We start from the raw sequence: 18,366 nt of genomic DNA, 5'->3' as shown, positions 1-18,366 counted from the left end.
TGACGTAAGTGCAGGCGCCTAGCGGCGCTTGCCCTTACGGTCGTCCTTGACATGGCCGCGGAATGTCCGCGTCGGAGCGAATTCGCCGAGCTTGTGCCCGACCATCGACTCGGTGACAAACACCGGGATGTGCTTGCGTCCGTCGTGCACGGCGATCGTGTGCCCGAGCATGTCGGGGATGATCATCGAGCGGCGGGACCAGGTCTTGATGACGTTCTTGGTGCCCTTTTCGTTTTCCCTGTCCACCTTCACAAAGAGGTGCTGGTCAACGAAAGGACCTTTTTTCAGGCTGCGTGGCATGTGTCCAGGCTCCTATCGCTTGTTCTTGCCAGTACGACGGCGACGAACAATAAGCTTGTCGCTCTCTTTGTTGGGGCGGCGGGTACGGCCTTCGGCCTTACCGTTCGGGTTGACCGGGTGACGTCCACCGGAGGTCTTACCTTCACCACCACCGTGCGGGTGATCGACCGGGTTCATGGCGACACCACGGACGGTCGGGCGAACGCCCTTCCACCGCATACGGCCGGCCTTACCCCAGTTGATGTTCGACTGCTCAGCGTTGCCGACCTCGCCGATGGTTGCGCGGCAGCGCACATCAACGTTGCGGATTTCGCCGGAGGGCAGACGCAGCTGGGCGAAACGGCCTTCCTTGGCGACGAGCTGAACAGAAGCTCCAGCGGAACGTGCCATCTTGGCGCCGCCACCCGGACGCAGTTCAACTGCGTGGATAACGGTACCTACGGGGATGTTGCGCAGGGGCAGGTTGTTGCCAGGCTTGATGTCAGCGTTGGCGCCGGCCTCCACGAAGTCACCCTGGGAGAGCTTGTTCGGGGCGATGATGTAACGCTTGGTGCCATCAACGTAGTGCAGGAGGGCGATGCGAGCCGTGCGGTTCGGATCGTACTCGATTTCGGCAACGCGGGCGTTGACGCCGTCCTTGTCGTGGCGACGGAAGTCGATCAGACGGTACTGACGCTTGTGTCCACCACCCTTGTGACGGGTCGTGATCTTACCGGTGTTGTTACGGCCACCCTTTTTGGGCAGCGGACGTACCAACGACTTTTCCGGCGTCGACCGCGTGATTTCGGTGAAGTCCGCTACGCTCGAGCCGCGACGGCCCGGGGTAGTCGGCTTGTATTTACGGATTCCCATAATTCATTTCCTCGTTAAAGTGGTCTCCGCTACGCGAGCGGACCGCCGAAGATGTCGATAGTGCCTTCTTTGAGGGTCACAATTGCACGCTTGGTGTTCTTGCGGGTACCCCATCCGAATTTGGTCCGCTTGCGCTTACCGGCACGGTTGATGGTGTTGATCGATTCGACCTTGACGGAGAAAATCTTCTCCACGGCCAGCTTGATCTCGGTCTTGTTCGAGCGGGGGTCCACCAGGAAGGTGTACTTGCCCTCGTCGATCAGGCCGTAGCTTTTTTCCGACACGACGGGTGCAAGCACGACGTCGCGGGGGTCTTTGATGGTGGCTGCGCTCACTTGGCATCCTCCTCGTTCTTTGCAGCCTTGTCAGCAACGAATGCTTCATAGGCAGCCTTGGTGAAGACTACGTCGTCAGAAACGAGAACGTCGTAGGTGTTCAGCTGGTCTGCGTACAGAACGTGAACTTCCTCGAGGTTGCGCACGGACAGTGCAGCAACATCGTTGGCGCGCTCAATGACAACGAGCAGGTTCTTGCGCTCGGAGACGCCGCGCAGCGTTGCCAGTGCTTCCTTGGAGGACGGCTTGTCGCCGGCAACCAGGTCAGCAACGACGTGGATGCGTCCGTTACGGGCGCGGTCAGACAGTGCGCCGCGGAGTGCAGCAGCAATCATCTTCTTGGGGGTGCGCTGGCTGTAGTCACGCGGGGTGGGACCGTGGACAACGCCACCACCGGTCATGTGAGGAGCACGGATCGAACCCTGACGGGCGCGGCCGGTACCCTTCTGCTTGAACGGCTTGCGGCCTGCACCGGAAACTTCGGCGCGGGTCTTGGTCTTGTGGGTACCCTGGCGAGCAGCAGCGAGCTGTGCAACGACGACCTGGTGCAGCAGCGGCACGTTGGTCTGAACGTCGAAGATCTCTGCAGGCAGGTCAACCTTGACAGTGTTAGCCATTGGACTAGGCTCCCTTCACGGCAGTGCGTACGAGTACGACCTGGCCGCGGGCGCCGGGGACGGCACCCTTGATCAGGAGCAGCGACTTCTCGACGTCAACCGCGTGAACGGTGAGGTTCAGCGTGGTGTGACGAACGGCGCCCATGCGGCCGGCCATTTTCATGCCCTTGAAGACGCGGCTCGGGGTGGATGCGCCACCGATTGAACCGGGCTTACGGTGGTTCTTGTGGGCACCGTGGGAAGCTCCAACGCCGTGGAAGCCGTGACGCTTCATAACACCGGCGAAGCCCTTACCCTTGGTGGTGCCGATGACGTCGATCTTCTGGCCGGCTTCGAAGAGCTCTACGGAAAGCTCCTGGCCCAGCTCGTAAGAGTCAGCATCTGCGGTGCGCAGTTCGACGACGTGGCGGCGAGGCGTGACGCCTGCCTTTTCAAAGTGACCAGCCAGCGGCTTGGTGACCTTGCGGGGATCGATCTGGCCGTAGCCGATCTGAACGGCGACGTAGCCATCAGTCTCTGCGTTGCGCAGCTGGGTGATGACGTTCGAGTCAGCCTGGACAACAGTGACGGGGATGAGCTTGTTGTTCTCGTCCCAGACCTGGGTCATGCCGAGCTTCGTGCCCAGCAGGCCCTTTACGTTACGGGTTGCGGTCATAGTCTCTCAGCACCTCCCTACAGCTTGATTTCGATGTTCACGTCGGCGGGCAGGTCGAGGCGCATAAGCGAGTCAACTGCCTTCGGCGTGGGGTCGATGATGTCGATCAGACGCTTGTGCGTGCGCATTTCAAAGTGCTCGCGGCTGTCCTTGTACTTGTGGGGAGAGCGGATAACGCAGTAAACGTTCTTCTCCGTCGGCAGCGGCACGGGGCCTACTACCGTTGCGCCTGCGCGCGTGACCGTCTCAACGATCTTCCGTGCTGAAACGTCAATGACCTCGTGGTCGTATGACTTCAGCCGGATGCGGATTTTTTGTCCCGCCATGTCGCCTGACTCTCTTTCAGTCTGTGCTTCCCCTGGTTGGGGCTGCCCTGTTCACTTACCGTTGTGTGGCTGCCGAAGCATTTGAAGTCTGAACTACCACCCGCCGCACAAGCTGAATCCGGATAAATCCGGGTTCCTCAACCTGCCGACGCAACCGACCCCCGCGGTCGGGCGTGTCGCACCTTCGAAGCGTGCGAGCCCGCAGTTCCATGGGGAGTGGGTTATGTTTGGACTTCGACCTGGACCCTGGCACCCGGCATTATCCGGATCGGGACGCGAAGAAGCGCTTGAACAACTCATCTAGTATGCCGGATTTTGCCCGGGGATGCGAATTAGCCCGCCGCGGCCCCGCTCGGCCCGTCGCCGCCCGGGATCATTGCCTTCGGAAATCTTCGAATGGATGATAGATGAATGGCCGTGCAGAATGCTGACGCCGTGAACAACTCCTCCGTGCAGGACCTCGCCGGGCGGCTCAGGCCCGGTTTCACCCTGGGCGTGGCAGCGGCGGCGTTCCAAATCGAAGGCGCCCTGGCTGCCGACGGCCGGGGCCCGTCAGGCTGGGACGCGTTCGCCGAAAAACCCGGCAAGATCCTGAACGGGCATTCCCCCGCGGTGGCCTGCGACCATTACAACCGGGTCCCGGAGGACATTGCCCTCATCCGGGAACTGGGGATCGACTCTTACCGCTTCTCGCTGTCCTGGCCGCGGATCCAGCCGGACGGCCGCGGTCCCTTCAACTCCCAGGGCCTGGATTTCTACGACAGGCTCATCGACCAGCTGCTCGCAGCGGGCATCTCCCCCATGGTGACGCTCTACCACTGGGACACACCGCTCCCCCTCGAACACAGCGGCGGCTGGATGAACCGCGCCACGGCGGAGCACTTCGCGGCGTACGCCGCGGCCGCCGGCAAACGGCTCGGCGACCGTGTGGCGCAGTGGGTCACGCTCAACGAGCCCGTCTCCGTGACGCTGAACGGCTATGCCCTCGGCGTTCACGCGCCCGGCAGGGATCTGCTGTTCAAGGCCCTGCCCTCGGTACATCACCAACTGCTGGCCCACGGGCTTGCTGTCCAGGCGCTGCGGGCTGCCGGTGTTGCCGGCGGCATCGGTGTGACCAACCTTCACTCGCCCGTGCGCCCGGCCTCGCGGAGGTTCACGGACCGCCTGCTGGCCAAAGTGTTTGACCTGGTCCTCAACAGGATTTACGCCGATCCCATCCTCCTGGGCCGCTATCCGAGGCCTCCCGTCGCTGCCCGCCCCTGGTTCAGGTACCTCACCAAGGCGTCCGACGACGACCTCCGCCTCATCAGCCAGCCCCTGGACTTCTACGGGGTGAACTACTACTACCCGGTGAAGGTGGCCACGGGGCGCGGTCCGGCGGAGAGTCCCGCGGGCAGGACCGAGACCATCACGCGCATGCCGTTCCATCTGGCGGCGTTCCCGGAATACGACACCACCGGGTTCGGCTGGCCGGTGGCACCCGAGCATCTGGGAATCCTGCTGCGTGAACTCAAGGACAGGTATGGGGCCGCCCTGCCTCCGCTGTACATCACGGAGAGCGGCGCAAGCTTCCCGGAGCCGGAGCACGTTGCCGGGCCGATCCCGGACGCCCGCCGCATCGACTATCTGGCGCACCACCTCCAACAGGCGATGGCGTCCACCGCGCCAGGCGGGATCGCGCACGACGTTGAGCTGCTGGGCTACTACGTCTGGACGCTGATGGACAACTTCGAATGGGCGGCCGGGTATTCACAGCGTTTCGGCCTGGTACACGTGGACTTTGACACGCTCAAGCGCACGCCCAAGACGTCGTTCTACTGGCTGCAGGCCCTCAGCCGCGCCCGGAAGGCACGCGCCTGAGGAACCCGCCGCTATTTGTTCTTGTTGGCCCGGTTGATGCGCTTGGCGCGGTCAATCTCATTGCGGAAATGCTTCTTGGCCCAGAAAACACCCGCCACAACGGCTGCAGCCACGATCAGGAAGATCAGAAATTCCATGATGTGCCCCCTCTCTTGGGGCAACGATATCAGGGCACGGCCGTGCCGCATTGACGGGCCCTGCTCAGTCCGTTCCGGCCGGCTTACCGCGGCTGAGCCTCCACATTGCCAGTGCGATAAGACCGGCTGCAATCAGGGCGAGCAGCACATAGGTGTACTGGCGCATGGCCCACATGATGCACAGTGCCACACCCGCCGCACCCCACCACACAAAAAGGCGTTCCCCGTAGCCCAGCCCCGCCACGATCAGCAGGGCGAAGCATGCCAGCACCCAGAGTTGCTGGGCACCATCGCCTCCGAGGATCACCAGAAGCCCGCCCAGCGAGAGCAGCCCAGCGGCCACGCCGACGTAAAGCTTGCCGGCAGCCTCATGACCGGACCGGTAGCGCAGCACGCCGAGGACCGCGGCCAGCACCACGTACCACTGGGCTGTCCAGAACGGGTCCGGCCAGAAGGAACCGGGCCAGAAGGGGTCGTCCCGGAACGGACCAGGCAGCCCGGGCTCGGCAAACAGCACGGCGCGCTGAACCGCGGCGGTCACCGCAAGGGACCCAAGCTCCGCGGCAGGCCTCCGCACCGCTGCCGGCACCTCGAGCCAGACGACGACGGCGGTCGTGGCCACCAACGCTGCGCCGGTCCATGACGTTGCGCTGTACAGCAAGCCAGTGAACCCCGCGGCCGCGAAACCCAGGACGGCTGCTCCCACCAGGGAGAGGTAGGGGATGTCGCTGTAGCGGCTGCCGGTCTCCGGCGGGCCGCCGGCCAACCGTCCCTGGCCCTGCAGGCGCAGCCTGCGGAGTCTGCCCGCCGCGTAGAGCGCCACAGACGCCGCACCGACCCCAGCCAGCCACGGCAAGTAGAAGCCCCACGGTCCTGGCACTTCTCCCAGCGCTTCTTCTGCCACCATTCCGGCCCCTGTCAGGGCCGCCAGGACTGCCGGCGGGTAGAAACCGGGCAACTGTTCAACGCGGGCAGCCGCGAAACAGGCCGCCGAAAGCGCGAGCACAGCCAGGCCGGATATCCATTCAGCGGACGCCGGGGCCAGCGCGGCCGATGCAGCGCCGAACGTGAGGGCAGCCGCCAGCCACAGCCAGCGGTCAACTCCCTCGCCTGGCCTGCGCCGCAGCACCAGCCCGCCTGCCGTGGCGGCCAGGGACAGGCCCAGCAAAGCCGAGGCGACGCCAGCAAAGGTCAACACGGGGGCTGCCAGGAGCACGGTACTCGAGGTGGGCGGGCGGAACGGCAGCAGGGGGCCCAACGCAATCACGGCGAAGGCGGCAGCGTAGACGGCCATGTAGACAGCTCCGCGGGCGGCAAATATCCGGCCCGCCGCCACCGCGGAAAGCATCAGCAGAAGCAGGGACAACAGCACCACCCAGCGGCCGCCGTCGTCCGCGGCAGGTCCCGTCCCGAACGGCTGGGCAAGATATACGAGCGGCAGCAGCGCCTGGCCGGCCAGGGTAATCCAGACTGCCGCCTGCTGGAACGGGACGTCCGTCATGCGGTGACGCATGGCCCAGCGGATGAAGTGCTGGGCGGCGAACACCAGAGCGAAGGCCACCGCAACGACGGTGGGTGAGGCCGAGACGTCGTAGCTCAGCACCACGGCCAGCGCCGCTGCCAGGATGCGGGCCGCTGCGAAGTACCAGCCCCTCCACAGACGCTCCTTCACGGCAACCACCATGGCCGCGCTGAAGACCGCGAAGATGCCCAGCAGAATTTCAACGGCAGGAAGGCTCTCCCCGCGCAACAGCAGCAGGAGGACGAAAGTTGCCGGGGCGAACACCGCCGACCATCGCTGCAGGCGGAGCAGGTAGCCGGCTGCTGCGGCACCCACCGAGAGGAGCACCAAGGTGAACGCGGCATGCGGCGGCAGGATCTCAGGTTCGAAACCCGACACACCCCCATCCACAGCCACAATGGCTGCCGCCTGCAGCACGAGAAGGACGGCGGCATCTGCCAAGTCGTGCCGCTTGGCCCTACCGCGGAGGGCCGCAAGCAACGGAATGGCCAGCTGAAGGAACAGCGCGACGGCGAGGACAGTGGCGGGGGCAAGCTCCTCCCCGCCCAGCAGCAGGGGGCCGGCGTCACGGTCGAGCTGGTGGAACAGGGTCAGCACCAGAGCCGTTGCGGCAGCACGGGCGAGCCACCAGTAGCACCGCCCGCGCGGCGTCCCGCCCGTCCGCACAGCCTGCGTTCCCCCGCCGGCAGCGTCCTTTCCGGCGCGGGCGGCCGTCAGTGCAAGGTAGCCCGTGGCGAGGGTCAGCGCCGCATTACCCAGCAGGAGTGCGAGGGTTTCGAAGGCCAGGGGCACGGCCGCCGCGGAGACCAGCAGCGGAACAGTCTCGTCGATGGAGAGGCGCCAACTGCCCTTGTCCTCCTGCCGCGGAAACAGCATCACGCCGACGGCCAGGGACGCCACGAGCTGGGTTCCGAGGGCAATGCCCCCAACGTGCTCCGCCTCCGGAAACAGTAACGACTCCTGCTCAATGAGCGCCAGCATTGTCATAGCTCCTACGCCTGCAGCGGTGAACAGCGCCAGACTCAGCCGCGGGGCCAGGGCACGGATGCCGCGGCGGAGCAGGACAGCCGTTAGCAGCTGCTGAAGGACCAGGACAAGGCACAGCGCCAGGAGTGCGGACTCGAAACGGGCGTCACTGTCACCGACGGCGGCCGCCGTCACAACCGGTGCCGCCAGAGTGAGTGCCAGACGGGCAGCGAGGACAAAATGAAGCCGCAGCGGCGCGGCGCCCTGGAGGGAACGCAGAATCCAGAAGGCCGCTCCGGTCACGAGCGCTCCTGCCAGCGTCCAGGCTCCCAGCGGGCCGGCCAGGAGAATGGCCATGCCCAGGGCTCCAGCCGGAGCCCACTCGGCAACTCCGTGCTGCCGTGCGGCCAACACCATGCCCGTCAGCAGGGCGATCCCCGTCAGGGCCGCCAGCGGCCACCCGTCAGCGGCACCCGCCGGGATCAGCAGGGGGTCCCAAGGCTCCAAGGCCGCAAAGGCAACGGTCACCAGCAGCTGACAAGCAAAGGTGGCGAGCACGTCCGCCTGCCACCGGCTGTGGCGTACGACGCCGGTGACCAGGTCCTGGAAGGGGCTCCTTCCCAAACCGTCGGCATGCAGGCCGGCTGCCAGTGCCTGGACGGCCAGCAGCACGGCCGCTGCGGCGAGGGCGGCACTCCCCCGGTTGGTCAGGTCCCATACCGCGACGGACGCTGCCACGGTCAGGCTTAGCCTGGCCGCGAGGAACTGCAGTGTCCGGGCCTGCGTCCCGGGTGCCAGCGACGTTACGGCGAAGTAGCAACCGCACATTGCCATGACGCGCGCATAGTCCCCCCGTCCGAGCACCAGCGGGACGATCGTGGCGGCGACTGCCACGGCAGGAACGATGAAGGGATGCAGCTGGGCCAGCGGCCTAAGATACAGCGGCGGCAGCCACCGAGGCTGCAGGATGGCAAGGACTGTGAAAGACGCTGCCACCCCGATGAGCGCTGTGAAGTACCAGACCAGCGCCCCGCCAAGGACCGCGACCCCGGAGCAGGCAGTGGTTGCGAGGAAGGAGAGAGACAGATAGACGAGGACCCGGCTCTCGAGACGGACGGCCGCTACGGCATAGGCCGCCGTCCCGACAGCCGAGGTGGCCAGCCAGGCAAGCGGCGCGTTCTGCAGGACAAGGGTGTCCATGGCCAGACCGGCCACCGGTATCAGCGCAAGCCCCGTTCCGGAGAAGGCCACGGCGGCTGGCTTTAGCCGCGGTGTCCGCCCGTGCAGGACCAGGCCCGCCAGATAGAAAAGCGCCGTGATGGTGCAGACACCCGCAAACCGCAACGGAGCGGGAAGCCCGGTGCCGATAAAGAGCGACCCCGCGGCCACGAGGAGCAGGCTGGCAACGTACAGCGTGACGTTGATGCTCTGCTGCTCGCGCTTGGCCCGTGCCCGCTCACGCTCGGCACGTCCCCGCTCACGCTCAGCACGAAGCTCGGCGTCTGTACGCGCAGGAACGGACGACGGATAGCTCGGAACGGCCGGCCCCGCCGAATCGAAGGGGCGCGGCTGCGGCGGCGCCTCCCGCCGGGGTGCCCACGCTGCGGGGCGGGTTGCCGGGTGTTCTGCGGGGCGGGTTGCCGGGCGTTCAGTAGCCGGTGCCGGGGTTACGGGAGCGGGAATCTCCGGAGCCCGGGGCGCCGCAGCCTTTGGCTGACCCGCACCTGCGGCATGGGCCAGCGCGTCCACCCAGCCCTGGAGGTGTCCGGCCCGGTAGCCGGCGCTGTATGCCTCATCGGTGGAGCTCCACATGCCGTCGCCTTCCGACTATTGCCGACGGCACCAGATCCCGGAGGCAATTAATCCAATGAATGGATTAAGAGTAGCAAGAAACAGCCCCGCTGCACTAGCAGCGGGGCTGTTTTAGAAGATCAGTCCGGCCCTCAGGCCTTCCGATCCATGATCAGCAAGTTACTACTTGATGATCTTGGTAACGCGTCCCGAACCAACGGTGCGGCCGCCTTCGCGGATAGCGAAGCCGAGGCCCTCTTCCATAGCGATCGGCTGGATGAGCGCAACGGTCATCTCAGTGTTGTCGCCGGGCATAACCATTTCCGTGCCTTCCGGCAGGGTGATAACGCCGGTGACGTCCGTCGTACGGAAGTAGAACTGCGGGCGGTAGTTCGAGTAGAACGGGTTGTGACGTCCGCCTTCGTCCTTGGAAAGGATGTAGACGTTGGCCTCGAAGTCGGTGTGCGGGGTGATGGAACCCGGCTTGACGACAACCTGGCCACGCTCTACGTCATCGCGCTTCAGACCGCGGAGCAGGAGGCCACAGTTCTCGCCGGCCCATGCTTCGTCGAGCTGCTTGTGGAACATCTCGATACCGGTAACCGTGGTCTTCTGGACCGGGCGGATGCCGACGATCTCGACCTCGGAGTTGATCGCGAGGGTTCCACGCTCGGCGCGGCCCGTAACAACGGTGCCACGGCCGGTGATCGTGAAGACGTCTTCGATCGGCATCAGGAACGGCTTGTCGCGGTCACGAACGGGGTCCGGAACGGACTCGTCCACAGCAGCCATCAGGTCCTCGACGGACTTGACCCACTCGGGGTCGCCTTCCAGGGCCTTCAGGCCGGAAACGCGGACGACCGGTGCTTCGTCGCCGTCGAAGCCCTGCGAGCTCAGGAGCTCACGAACTTCCATTTCGACGAGGTCAAGGAGTTCCTCGTCGTCAACCATGTCTGCCTTGTTCAGCGCGACCAGCAGGTAGGGAACGCCAACCTGGCGGGCAAGCAGAACGTGCTCGCGGGTCTGGGCCATCGGACCGTCAGTGGCGGCAACCACGAGGATTGCACCGTCCATCTGAGCAGCGCCGGTGATCATGTTCTTGATGTAGTCAGCGTGACCCGGAGCGTCTACGTGTGCGTAGTGGCGCTTTTCGGTCTGGTACTCAACGTGGGAGATGTTGATGGTAATGCCGCGCTGACGCTCTTCGGGTGCAGAGTCGATCGACGCGAAGTCACGCTTCTCGTTGAGAGTCGGGTACTTGTCGTACAGCACCTTGGAAATGGCGGCCGTCAACGTCGTCTTACCGTGGTCAACGTGACCAATGGTACCGATGTTAACGTGCGGCTTAGTCCGCTCGAACTTTGCCTTTGCCACAGGTTCCTCCTAGAACGTTTTTCAAATGACTTACCCTTCGACCGCGCTTGTCGCGGCAGAAACTCCAGTAAGTCTACTTGGGGGCTTTGGATTGGTGAAATTGCAGATTCAGGAACTAATACTAGTCCAGTCCCTAGAGCCTGTTCGCGCAGACGGCCGGCCCCGGCTTGACCGGGATGGCACTGACCGGAGGCTGGCCGTCTGCGCCAGGCGGGCTTCCGTTACCGGAAACGCGCCCGAGTTGTTCGCTTGAAACAGTCCGAAGACTATTCGCCGCGGGTCTTCTGGATGATCTCGTCGGCAACTGCCTTCGGGACCTCGGCGTAGCTGTTGAACGTCATGGAGTAAACAGCGCGGCCCTGGGTCTTCGAACGCAGGTCACCGATGTAGCCGAACATGCCGGACAGCGGGACGTGCGCGCGGACAACCTTGACGCCCTGGGCATCCTCCATGGACTGCATCTGGCCACGACGGGAGTTGAGGTCACCGATAACTTCACCCATGTATTCCTCAGGGGTGCGGACCTCAACATCCATCAGCGGTTCGAGCAGAACAGGGTTCGCCTTGCGTGCGGCTTCCTTGAAAGCCATACGGCCGGCGATCTTGAACGCCATTTCCGAGGAGTCAACATCGTGGTAGGCGCCGTCAACCAGCGTGGCCTTGATGCCGACAACCGGGTATCCGGCCAGGACGCCGTCGTTCAGTGCATCCTGGATACCGGCATCGACAGACGGGATGTATTCGCGCGGAACGCGGCCACCGGTGACCTTGTTCTCGAACTCGTACAGCTCGCCTCCAGCGGTGTCCAGCGGCTCGATCGCAATCTGGATCTTTGCGAACTGGCCGGAACCACCGGTCTGCTTCTTGTGCGTGTAGTCGTGACGCTCTACAGCGCGCTTGATGGTTTCGCGGTAAGCAACCTGCGGCTTGCCAACATTGGCCTCGACCTTGAATTCGCGGCGCATGCGGTCCACCAGGATGTCCAGGTGGAGCTCGCCCATGCCGGCGATGATGGTCTGGCCGGTGTCTTCGTTGAGGGAGACCTGGAAGGTCGGGTCCTCAGCGGAGAGCTTCTGGATGGCCGTGGAGAGCTTCTCCTGGTCACCCTTGGTGTTGGGCTCGATGGCAACCGAGATCACGGGCTCCGGGAAGCTCATGGACTCGAGGACGATCTGGTTGCTGGAGTCGCACAGGGTGTCACCCGTGGTGGTGTCCTTCAGACCGATGGCTGCGTAGATGTGGCCGGCGGTAGCGCCCTCAACAGGCATTTCCTTGTTGGCGTGCATCTGGAACAGCTTGCCGATGCGTTCCTTCTTGCCCTTGGTGGAGTTGACCACCTGTGCGCCTGCTTCCACGTGACCGGAGTACACGCGGATGAAGGTGAGCTGGCCGAAGAACGGGTGAGCCGCAATCTTGAACGCCAGAGCCGAGAACGGCTCTTCGGATGAAGGCGCGCGGGTCAGTTCCTTCTCTTCGTCGCGAGGATCGTGACCGATCATCGGGGGGACGTCGAGCGGGTTCGGCAGGTAGTCGACGACGGCATCCAGCATCGGCTGCACGCCGCGGTTCTTGAACGCAGAACCACAGAACACCGGGTAGATCTCGGAGTTGATCGTCATCTTGCGGATGCCGGCCTTGAGCTCGTCGATGCTGATTTCTTCACCTTCGAGGTACTTCTCCATGAGTTCCTCGGAGGCCTCAGCCACGGCCTCGACCAGGTTCGCGCGGTATTCCTCGGCCTTGGCCTGCAGGTCTGCCGGGATTTCGCGGATCTCGTACTTGGCACCCATGGTGACGTCACCCTTGGCATCGCCGGGCCACACCAGTGCACGCATGTAGAGCAGGTCCACGACGCCGATGAAGTCGTTCTCGGCACCGATGGGCAGCTGCATGACCAGCGGCTTGGCGCCGAGGCGGCTGATGATGGTGTCTACGGTGAAGTAGAAGTCAGCACCGAGCTTGTCCATCTTGTTGACGAAGCAGATACGCGGAACGTTGTACTTGTCAGCCTGGCGCCAAACGGTCTCAGACTGCGGCTCAACGCCTTCCTTGCCATCAAAGACGGCAACGGCACCGTCGAGGACGCGCAGGGAGCGCTCAACCTCAACGGTGAAGTCCACGTGGCCGGGGGTGTCGATGATGTTGATCTGGTTGTTTTCCCAGAAGCAGGTCACGGCGGCAGACGTGATGGTGATGCCGCGTTCCTTCTCCTGTTCCATCCAGTCGGTGGTCGACGCGCCGTCGTGCGTTTCGCCGATCTTGTGGTTCACACCTGTGTAGAACAGAATGCGCTCGGTGGTGGTGGTCTTGCCAGCATCAATGTGGGCCATGATGCCGATGTTGCGGACCTTACTAAGGTCTGTAAGCACGTCCTGTGCCACGGTGTCTCCCTTTCGGATGGACTACGCGTTCGCCGCCGGCTCGTCTGAGCCGGCGGCGTCCGGGAAGTTTTACCAGCGGTAGTGTGCGAAGGCCTTGTTCGACTCGGCCATCTTGTGGGTGTCTTCGCGACGCTTCACAGCGGCACCGAGACCGTTGGAGGCATCCAGGATTTCGTTCTGGAGGCGCTCGGTCATCGTCTTTTCGCGGCGGGCCTTGGAGTAGCCGACCAGCCAACGCAGCGCGAGGGCAGTGGAACGGCCGGGCTTGACCTCAACCGGAACCTGGTAGGTTGCGCCACCGACACGGCGGGAGCGGACCTCGAGGGAAGGCTTGACGTTCTCCATGGCCTTCTTGAGGGCCGCAACGGGGTCGCCGCCGGACTTGGCACGTGCACCCTCGAGGGCACCGTAAACGATGCGCTCTGCGGTGGACTTCTTGCCGTCAACCAGCACCTTGTTGATCAGCTGGGTGACCAGCGGGGAGCCGTAAACGGGATCTAGTACGAGCGGCCGCTTGGGGGCCGGACCCTTGCGAGGCATATTACTTCTTCTCCATCTTTGCGCCGTAGCGGCTGCGGGCCTGCTTACGGTTCTTGACACCCTGGGTATCGAGGGCGCCGCGGACGATCTTGTAGCGGACACCGGGGAGGTCCTTCACACGACCACCACGAACGAGCACAATGGAGTGCTCCTGGAGGTTGTGGCCTACACCGGGGATGTAGGCGGTGACTTCAATGCCACCGTTAAGGCGCACACGTGCAACCTTACGCAGAGCCGAGTTCGGCTTCTTCGGGGTGGTGGTGTAAACGCGGGTGCAAACACCGCGGCGCATCGGGCTGCCCTTAAGCGCGGGAGCCTTGGTCTTGGAGACCTTCGGCGTGCGGCCCTTGCGGACCAGCTGGTTAATCGTAGGCACTTTCGTGTTCTCCGTTTTATCCGGAGCGGCCTCTTACAGCCGCTCTCTTTTTGCTTTGCCTCGCCGCCCGAGCTTTGAAGAAGTCTCCAGAGCAGCTGAGGCGAAGCCTTAATAGTCGGATCGCACACATGGGGAATGACCTGACTTTCGTCTTCAAAGGTCCCTAGGCATGCAAAAATGTGGCATACGTTGCACAAGAACCCTGCAAACCGGAAACGTCGCTCTGGTTCTGCCTTTCAGCTGAACCGGCGCACTCATCCACTGCCACAATAACAATTGGTACTCAGTCTAACACGGACGGGTCCCCGGCCCTTAATTGGGCCGGGACCGGCCGGGACGGGAAAGGCCCCGCCCCCGCTCCGCCGGTGCAGGCAGAGCGTGAACGGGGCCTTTCGCCAGGCGTTCCGTTTACCGGAAGTCGTTGCCCAGGTCGTAGTCATCCAGCGGGATGGCGTGGAACTCAGGAGCTCCGTCGCCGCCCAGGGAGTCGTAGGAGAAGTCGCTGAATGCGCTCGGGCCGGTGAACAGGTTGGCCTTTGCTTCTTCAGTCGGTTCTACCGTGACCTCGGTGTAGCGCGGGAGACCCGTGCCGGCCGGAATCAGCTTACCGATGATGACGTTCTCCTTGAGGCCGAGCAGCGGGTCGCTCTTGCCTTCCATGGCCGCCTGCGTCAGGACGCGGGTGGTCTCCTGGAAGGAAGCTGCGGACAGCCAGGACTCGGTGGCCAGGGAGGCCTTGGTGATGCCCATGAGTTCAGGACGTCCGGAAGCCGGAGTCTTGCCCTCGGACACAACGCGCCGGTTGGCATCCTCGAAGCGGCTGCGCTCGGCCAGCTCACCGGGGAGCAGGTCGGATTCGCCGGACTCGATGACCGTGACGCGGCGCAGCATCTGGCGGACGATGACTTCCACGTGCTTGTCGTGGATGCCAATGCCCTGGCTGCGGTACACGCCCTGCACTTCGTCCACGAGGAACTTCTGTGCCGCACGCGGGCCCATGATGCGCAGGACCTGCTTCGGGTCGACCGGACCGTTGATGAGCTTCTGGCCCACCGTGACGTGCTGGCCGTCCTCGATCAGGAGGCGTGAGCGGCGCAGGACCGGGTACGCGATCTCTTCGGAACCGTCGTCCGGAGTGATGACCAGACGCATCTGGCGCTCGGACTCCTCGATGGTGATGCGGCCGGCTGCTTCTGCAATCGGCGCCACACCCTTCGGGGTACGGGCTTCGAAGAGCTCCTGGATACGGGGCAGACCCTGGGTGATGTCGTCTCCACCGCTGGCGGAAACAGCACCACCGGTGTGGAACGTACGCATGGTCAGCTGGGTGCCCGGCTCACCGATGGACTGTGCGGCGATGATGCCCACAGCCTCACCAATGTCGACGGTCTTGCCCGTGGCCAGTGAACGGCCGTAGCACAGGGCGCAGGTACCGACGCTGGACTCACAGGTGAGCACGGAGCGGACCTTGACCTCGGTGATGCCGGCTGCGAACAGCTCAGCGATCACGACGTCGCCGCAGTCGGTGCCGCCGGCTGCCAGGACGTTGCCCTTGGAGTCGACGACATCCACGGCCAGCGTACGGGCGTAGGCGCTGTTCTCGACGTTCTCGTCCAGCACCAGCTCGCCGTTGGCATCCGCCACGGCAATCGGAGTGACGAGGCCGCGCTCGGTGCCGCAGTCCTCTTCACGGACGATGACGTCCTGCGAAACGTCCACCAAACGACGGGTCAGGTAACCCGAGTTGGCGGTACGCAGTGCGGTGTCAGCCAGACCCTTACGGGCACCGTGCGTGGCGATGAAGTATTCCAGCACCGACAGGCCCTCGCGGTAGGAGGACTTGATCGGACGCGGGATGATTTCACCCTTCGGGTTGGCCACCAGACCACGGATACCCGCGATCTGACGGACCTGCATCCAGTTACCACGTGCACCGGAGGACACCATGCGGTTGATGGTGTTCATCGGCGAGAGGCTGTCGCGCATTGCCTGGGCAATCTCGTTGGTCGCCTTGTTCCAGATCTCGATCAGTTCCTGGCGACGCTCGTCGTCGTCGATCAGGCCCTTGTCGTACTGGCCCTGGATCTTGGCGGCGCGCTCCTCGTAGCCGGCGAGGATCTCCGGCTTGGAGGCCGGAACCTCGATGTCCGAGATGGCAACGGTGACACCCGAGCGGGTGGCCCAGTAGAAACCGGCATCCTTCAGGTTGTCCAGCGTTGCCGCGGTCACGACCTTCGGGTAGCGCTCGGCGAGGTCGTTGACGATGCGGGACAGTTCGCCCTTGTCGGCAACAGCCTCAACCCACGGGTAGTCCTCGGGCAGGGTCTCGTTGAAGAGCACCTGTCCCAGCGAGGTTTCAACCAGTGCGGGCTGACCCTGCTCCCAGCCTTCCGGAGCTTCCCAGCCGGCGTAGGGCACGAAGCCCTCGAGCCGGATCTTGACCTGGGAGTTCAGGTGCAGCTCGTGTGCATCGAACGCCATGATGGCTTCCGAAACCGAACCGAAGATCCGGCCCTCGCCCGCTGAACCGACACGCTTGGTGGTCAGGTGGTAGAGGCCGATGATCATATCCTGCGAAGGCAGGGTCACCGGGCGGCCGTCGGACGGCTTCAGGATGTTGTTCGAGGAGAGCATCAGGATGCGTGCCTCAGCCTGGGCTTCGGGGCTCAGCGGCAGGTGGACTGCCATCTGGTCGCCGTCGAAGTCAGCGTTGAAGGCGCCACAGACCAGCGGGTGAAGCTGGATGGCCTTGCCTTCAACAAGCTGCGGTTCGAACGCCTGGATGCCGAGGCGGTGCAGGGTGGGTGCACGGTTCAGCAGCACGGGGTGCTCGGTGATGATCTCTTCGAGGACGTCCCAGACCTGCGGACGGTAACGCTCAACCATGCGCTTGGCCGACTTGATGTTCTGGGCGTGGTTGAGGTCAACCAGGCGCTTCATCACGAACGGCTTGAAGAGCTCCAGGGCCATCTGCTTGGGCAGTCCGCACTGGTGCAGCTTCAGCTGCGGGCCGACGACGATGACCGAACGGCCGGAGTAGTCAACACGCTTGCCGAGGAGGTTCTGGCGGAAACGGCCCTGCTTGCCCTTGAGCATGTCGCTCAGGGACTTCAGGGGACGGTTGCCAGGTCCGGTGACGGGACGCCCGCGGCGGCCGTTGTCGAAGAGGCTGTCAACAGCTTCCTGAAGCATGCGCTTCTCGTTGTTGACGATGATCTCCGGAGCACCCAGGTCAAGCAGTCGCTTGAGGCGGTTGTTGCGGTTGATCACACGGCGGTAGAGGTCGTTGAGGTCGGAGGTCGCGAAGCGGCCACCGTCCAGCTGGACCATCGGGCGCAGTTCCGGCGGGATCACCGGGACGGCGTCCAGCACCATGCCGAGCGGGCTGTTGTTGGTGGTCAGGAACGCGTTGACAACCTTCAGGCGCTTCAGTGCGCGGGTCTTGCGCTGGCCCTTGCCGTTGGCGATGACGTCGCGCAGTGCGTCCGACTCGGCCTGCATGTCGAAGCTCTCAAGACGCTTCTTGATGGCTTCGGCACCCATGGAGCCTTCGAAGTAGATGCCGTAGCGGTCGCGCAGTTCGCGGTACAGGCCTTCGTCACCTTCGAGGTCTGCGACCTTCAGGTTCTTGAAGCGGTCCCAGACCTGCTCGAGGCGCTCGATTTCGGCGTCGGCACGCTTGCGGACGTTCGCCATCTGGCGGTCAGCGGAGTCGCGGGCCTTCTTCTTGTCGGCAGCCTTGGCGCCTTCGCCCTCGAGACGGGCAAGCTCGTTCTCCAGGTCACGGGCGATCGTCGCGATGTCGGAGTCGCGGTTGTCGATCAGCTGCTTCTTCTCGATGTCGTGCTCAACCTGCAGGTTGGGCAGTTCCGCGTGGCGGCTTTCCTCATCGACGCTGGTGATCATGTAGGCGGCGAAGTAGATGACCTTTTCGAGGTCCTTCGGTGCCAGGTCAAGGAGGTAGCCCAGACGGGAGGGAACACCCTTGAAGTACCAGATGTGGGTTACGGGCGCAGCCAGCTCGATGTGGCCCATGCGCTCACGGCGCACCTTGGCACGGGTGACCTCAACGCCACACCGCTCACAGATGATGCCCTTGAAGCGCACGCGCTTGTACTTGCCGCAGTAGCACTCCCAGTCACGGGACGGGCCGAAGATCTTCTCGCAGAAGAGGCCGTCCTTCTCGGGCTTGAGCGTGCGGTAGTTAATGGTTTCCGGCTTCTTAACCTCGCCGTACGACCAGCCGCGGATGTCTTCCGCGGTGGCGAGGCCGATCTGCATGAGGCCGAAGGAGGATTCGCTGGACATATGGTCCCTGTTCTCTCTTGTTCTCT

Annotated in this window: 14 protein-coding genes; 1 reads left to right on the top strand and 13 read right to left on the bottom strand. The window is 63.9% G+C overall.

Going from position 1 to position 18,366, the window contains the following annotated elements:
• Positions 1–18 precede the first annotated feature (18 nt).
• The 6 genes from rpsS to rpsJ are packed head-to-tail and all read right to left on the bottom strand — an operon-like array spanning position 19 to position 3,085.
• Positions 19–300 (bottom strand): 30S ribosomal protein S19, encoded by a 282-nt coding sequence (rpsS, locus tag AC3A3W_RS17975; RefSeq protein WP_011692805.1) that lies wholly within the window; start codon positions 298–300, stop codon positions 19–21.
• 12 nt (positions 301–312) lie between these two features.
• The gene (gene rplB / locus AC3A3W_RS17970; RefSeq protein WP_205652793.1) at positions 313–1,152 is read right to left on the bottom strand and encodes a 50S ribosomal protein L2; all 840 of its coding nucleotides are present in this window, start codon (positions 1,150–1,152) and stop codon (positions 313–315) included.
• 29 nt (positions 1,153–1,181) lie between these two features.
• Entirely contained in the window at positions 1,182–1,487 is a 306-nt protein-coding gene (rplW, locus tag AC3A3W_RS17965) for a 50S ribosomal protein L23 (protein WP_011692807.1), read from the bottom strand.
• The gene (gene rplD, locus AC3A3W_RS17960) at positions 1,484–2,104 is read right to left on the bottom strand and encodes a 50S ribosomal protein L4 (RefSeq protein WP_307104317.1); all 621 of its coding nucleotides are present in this window, start codon (positions 2,102–2,104) and stop codon (positions 1,484–1,486) included. Before rplD ends, rplW begins: the two co-directional genes overlap by 4 nt.
• 4 nt (positions 2,105–2,108) lie before the next feature.
• Positions 2,109–2,759, bottom strand: coding sequence for a 50S ribosomal protein L3 (rplC, locus tag AC3A3W_RS17955; RefSeq protein WP_056626643.1), 651 nt, complete (start codon positions 2,757–2,759; stop codon positions 2,109–2,111).
• Between the two features lie 17 nt (positions 2,760–2,776).
• Positions 2,777–3,085 carry a 30S ribosomal protein S10 gene (gene rpsJ, locus AC3A3W_RS17950; protein WP_003803825.1) on the bottom strand — a complete coding sequence of 103 codons (309 nt, stop codon included), beginning with the start codon at positions 3,083–3,085 and terminating at the stop codon, positions 2,777–2,779.
• A 411-nt stretch (positions 3,086–3,496) separates the two neighbouring features.
• Between rpsJ and AC3A3W_RS17945 the strand changes: the two genes are divergently transcribed.
• Complete coding sequence (locus tag AC3A3W_RS17945) at positions 3,497–4,945, top strand: GH1 family beta-glucosidase (RefSeq protein WP_487444345.1); 1,449 nt, start codon at positions 3,497–3,499, stop codon at positions 4,943–4,945.
• Between the two features lie 11 nt (positions 4,946–4,956).
• Here AC3A3W_RS17945 and AC3A3W_RS17940 read toward each other — a convergent pair whose 3' ends face one another.
• From AC3A3W_RS17940 to AC3A3W_RS17910, 7 genes are all read right to left on the bottom strand, one after another.
• Positions 4,957–5,082, bottom strand: a complete 126-nt coding sequence (locus AC3A3W_RS17940) for a hypothetical protein (protein WP_276208554.1) — start codon at positions 5,080–5,082, stop codon at positions 4,957–4,959.
• Positions 5,083–5,146: 64 nt separating this feature from the next.
• Positions 5,147–9,382: a hypothetical protein gene (locus AC3A3W_RS17935; protein WP_487444344.1), complete on the bottom strand. Its 4,236-nt coding sequence runs from the start codon at positions 9,380–9,382 to the stop codon at positions 5,147–5,149.
• A gap of 162 nt (positions 9,383–9,544) precedes the next feature.
• Positions 9,545–10,735 carry an elongation factor Tu gene (gene tuf, locus AC3A3W_RS17930; protein ID WP_003803827.1) on the bottom strand — a complete coding sequence of 397 codons (1,191 nt, stop codon included), beginning with the start codon at positions 10,733–10,735 and terminating at the stop codon, positions 9,545–9,547.
• Between the two features lie 266 nt (positions 10,736–11,001).
• On the bottom strand, positions 11,002–13,116 hold the full coding sequence (gene fusA, locus AC3A3W_RS17925; RefSeq protein ID WP_487444343.1) for an elongation factor G: 2,115 nt from the start codon (positions 13,114–13,116) through the stop codon (positions 11,002–11,004).
• Positions 13,117–13,185: 69 nt separating this feature from the next.
• On the bottom strand, positions 13,186–13,656 hold the full coding sequence (rpsG, locus tag AC3A3W_RS17920; protein ID WP_011692813.1) for a 30S ribosomal protein S7: 471 nt from the start codon (positions 13,654–13,656) through the stop codon (positions 13,186–13,188).
• A gap of 1 nt (position 13,657) precedes the next feature.
• Entirely contained in the window at positions 13,658–14,032 is a 375-nt protein-coding gene (rpsL, locus tag AC3A3W_RS17915; RefSeq protein WP_003803830.1) for a 30S ribosomal protein S12, read from the bottom strand.
• Positions 14,033–14,440: 408 nt separating this feature from the next.
• Entirely contained in the window at positions 14,441–18,340 is a 3,900-nt protein-coding gene (locus AC3A3W_RS17910; protein ID WP_487444342.1) for a DNA-directed RNA polymerase subunit beta', read from the bottom strand.
• Between the last annotated feature and the right edge of the window lie 26 nt (positions 18,341–18,366).

The sequence above is a fragment of the Arthrobacter sp. Soil_N43 genome, assembly GCF_057655195.1.
This window is presented reverse-complemented; position numbering and strand designations above follow the sequence as displayed.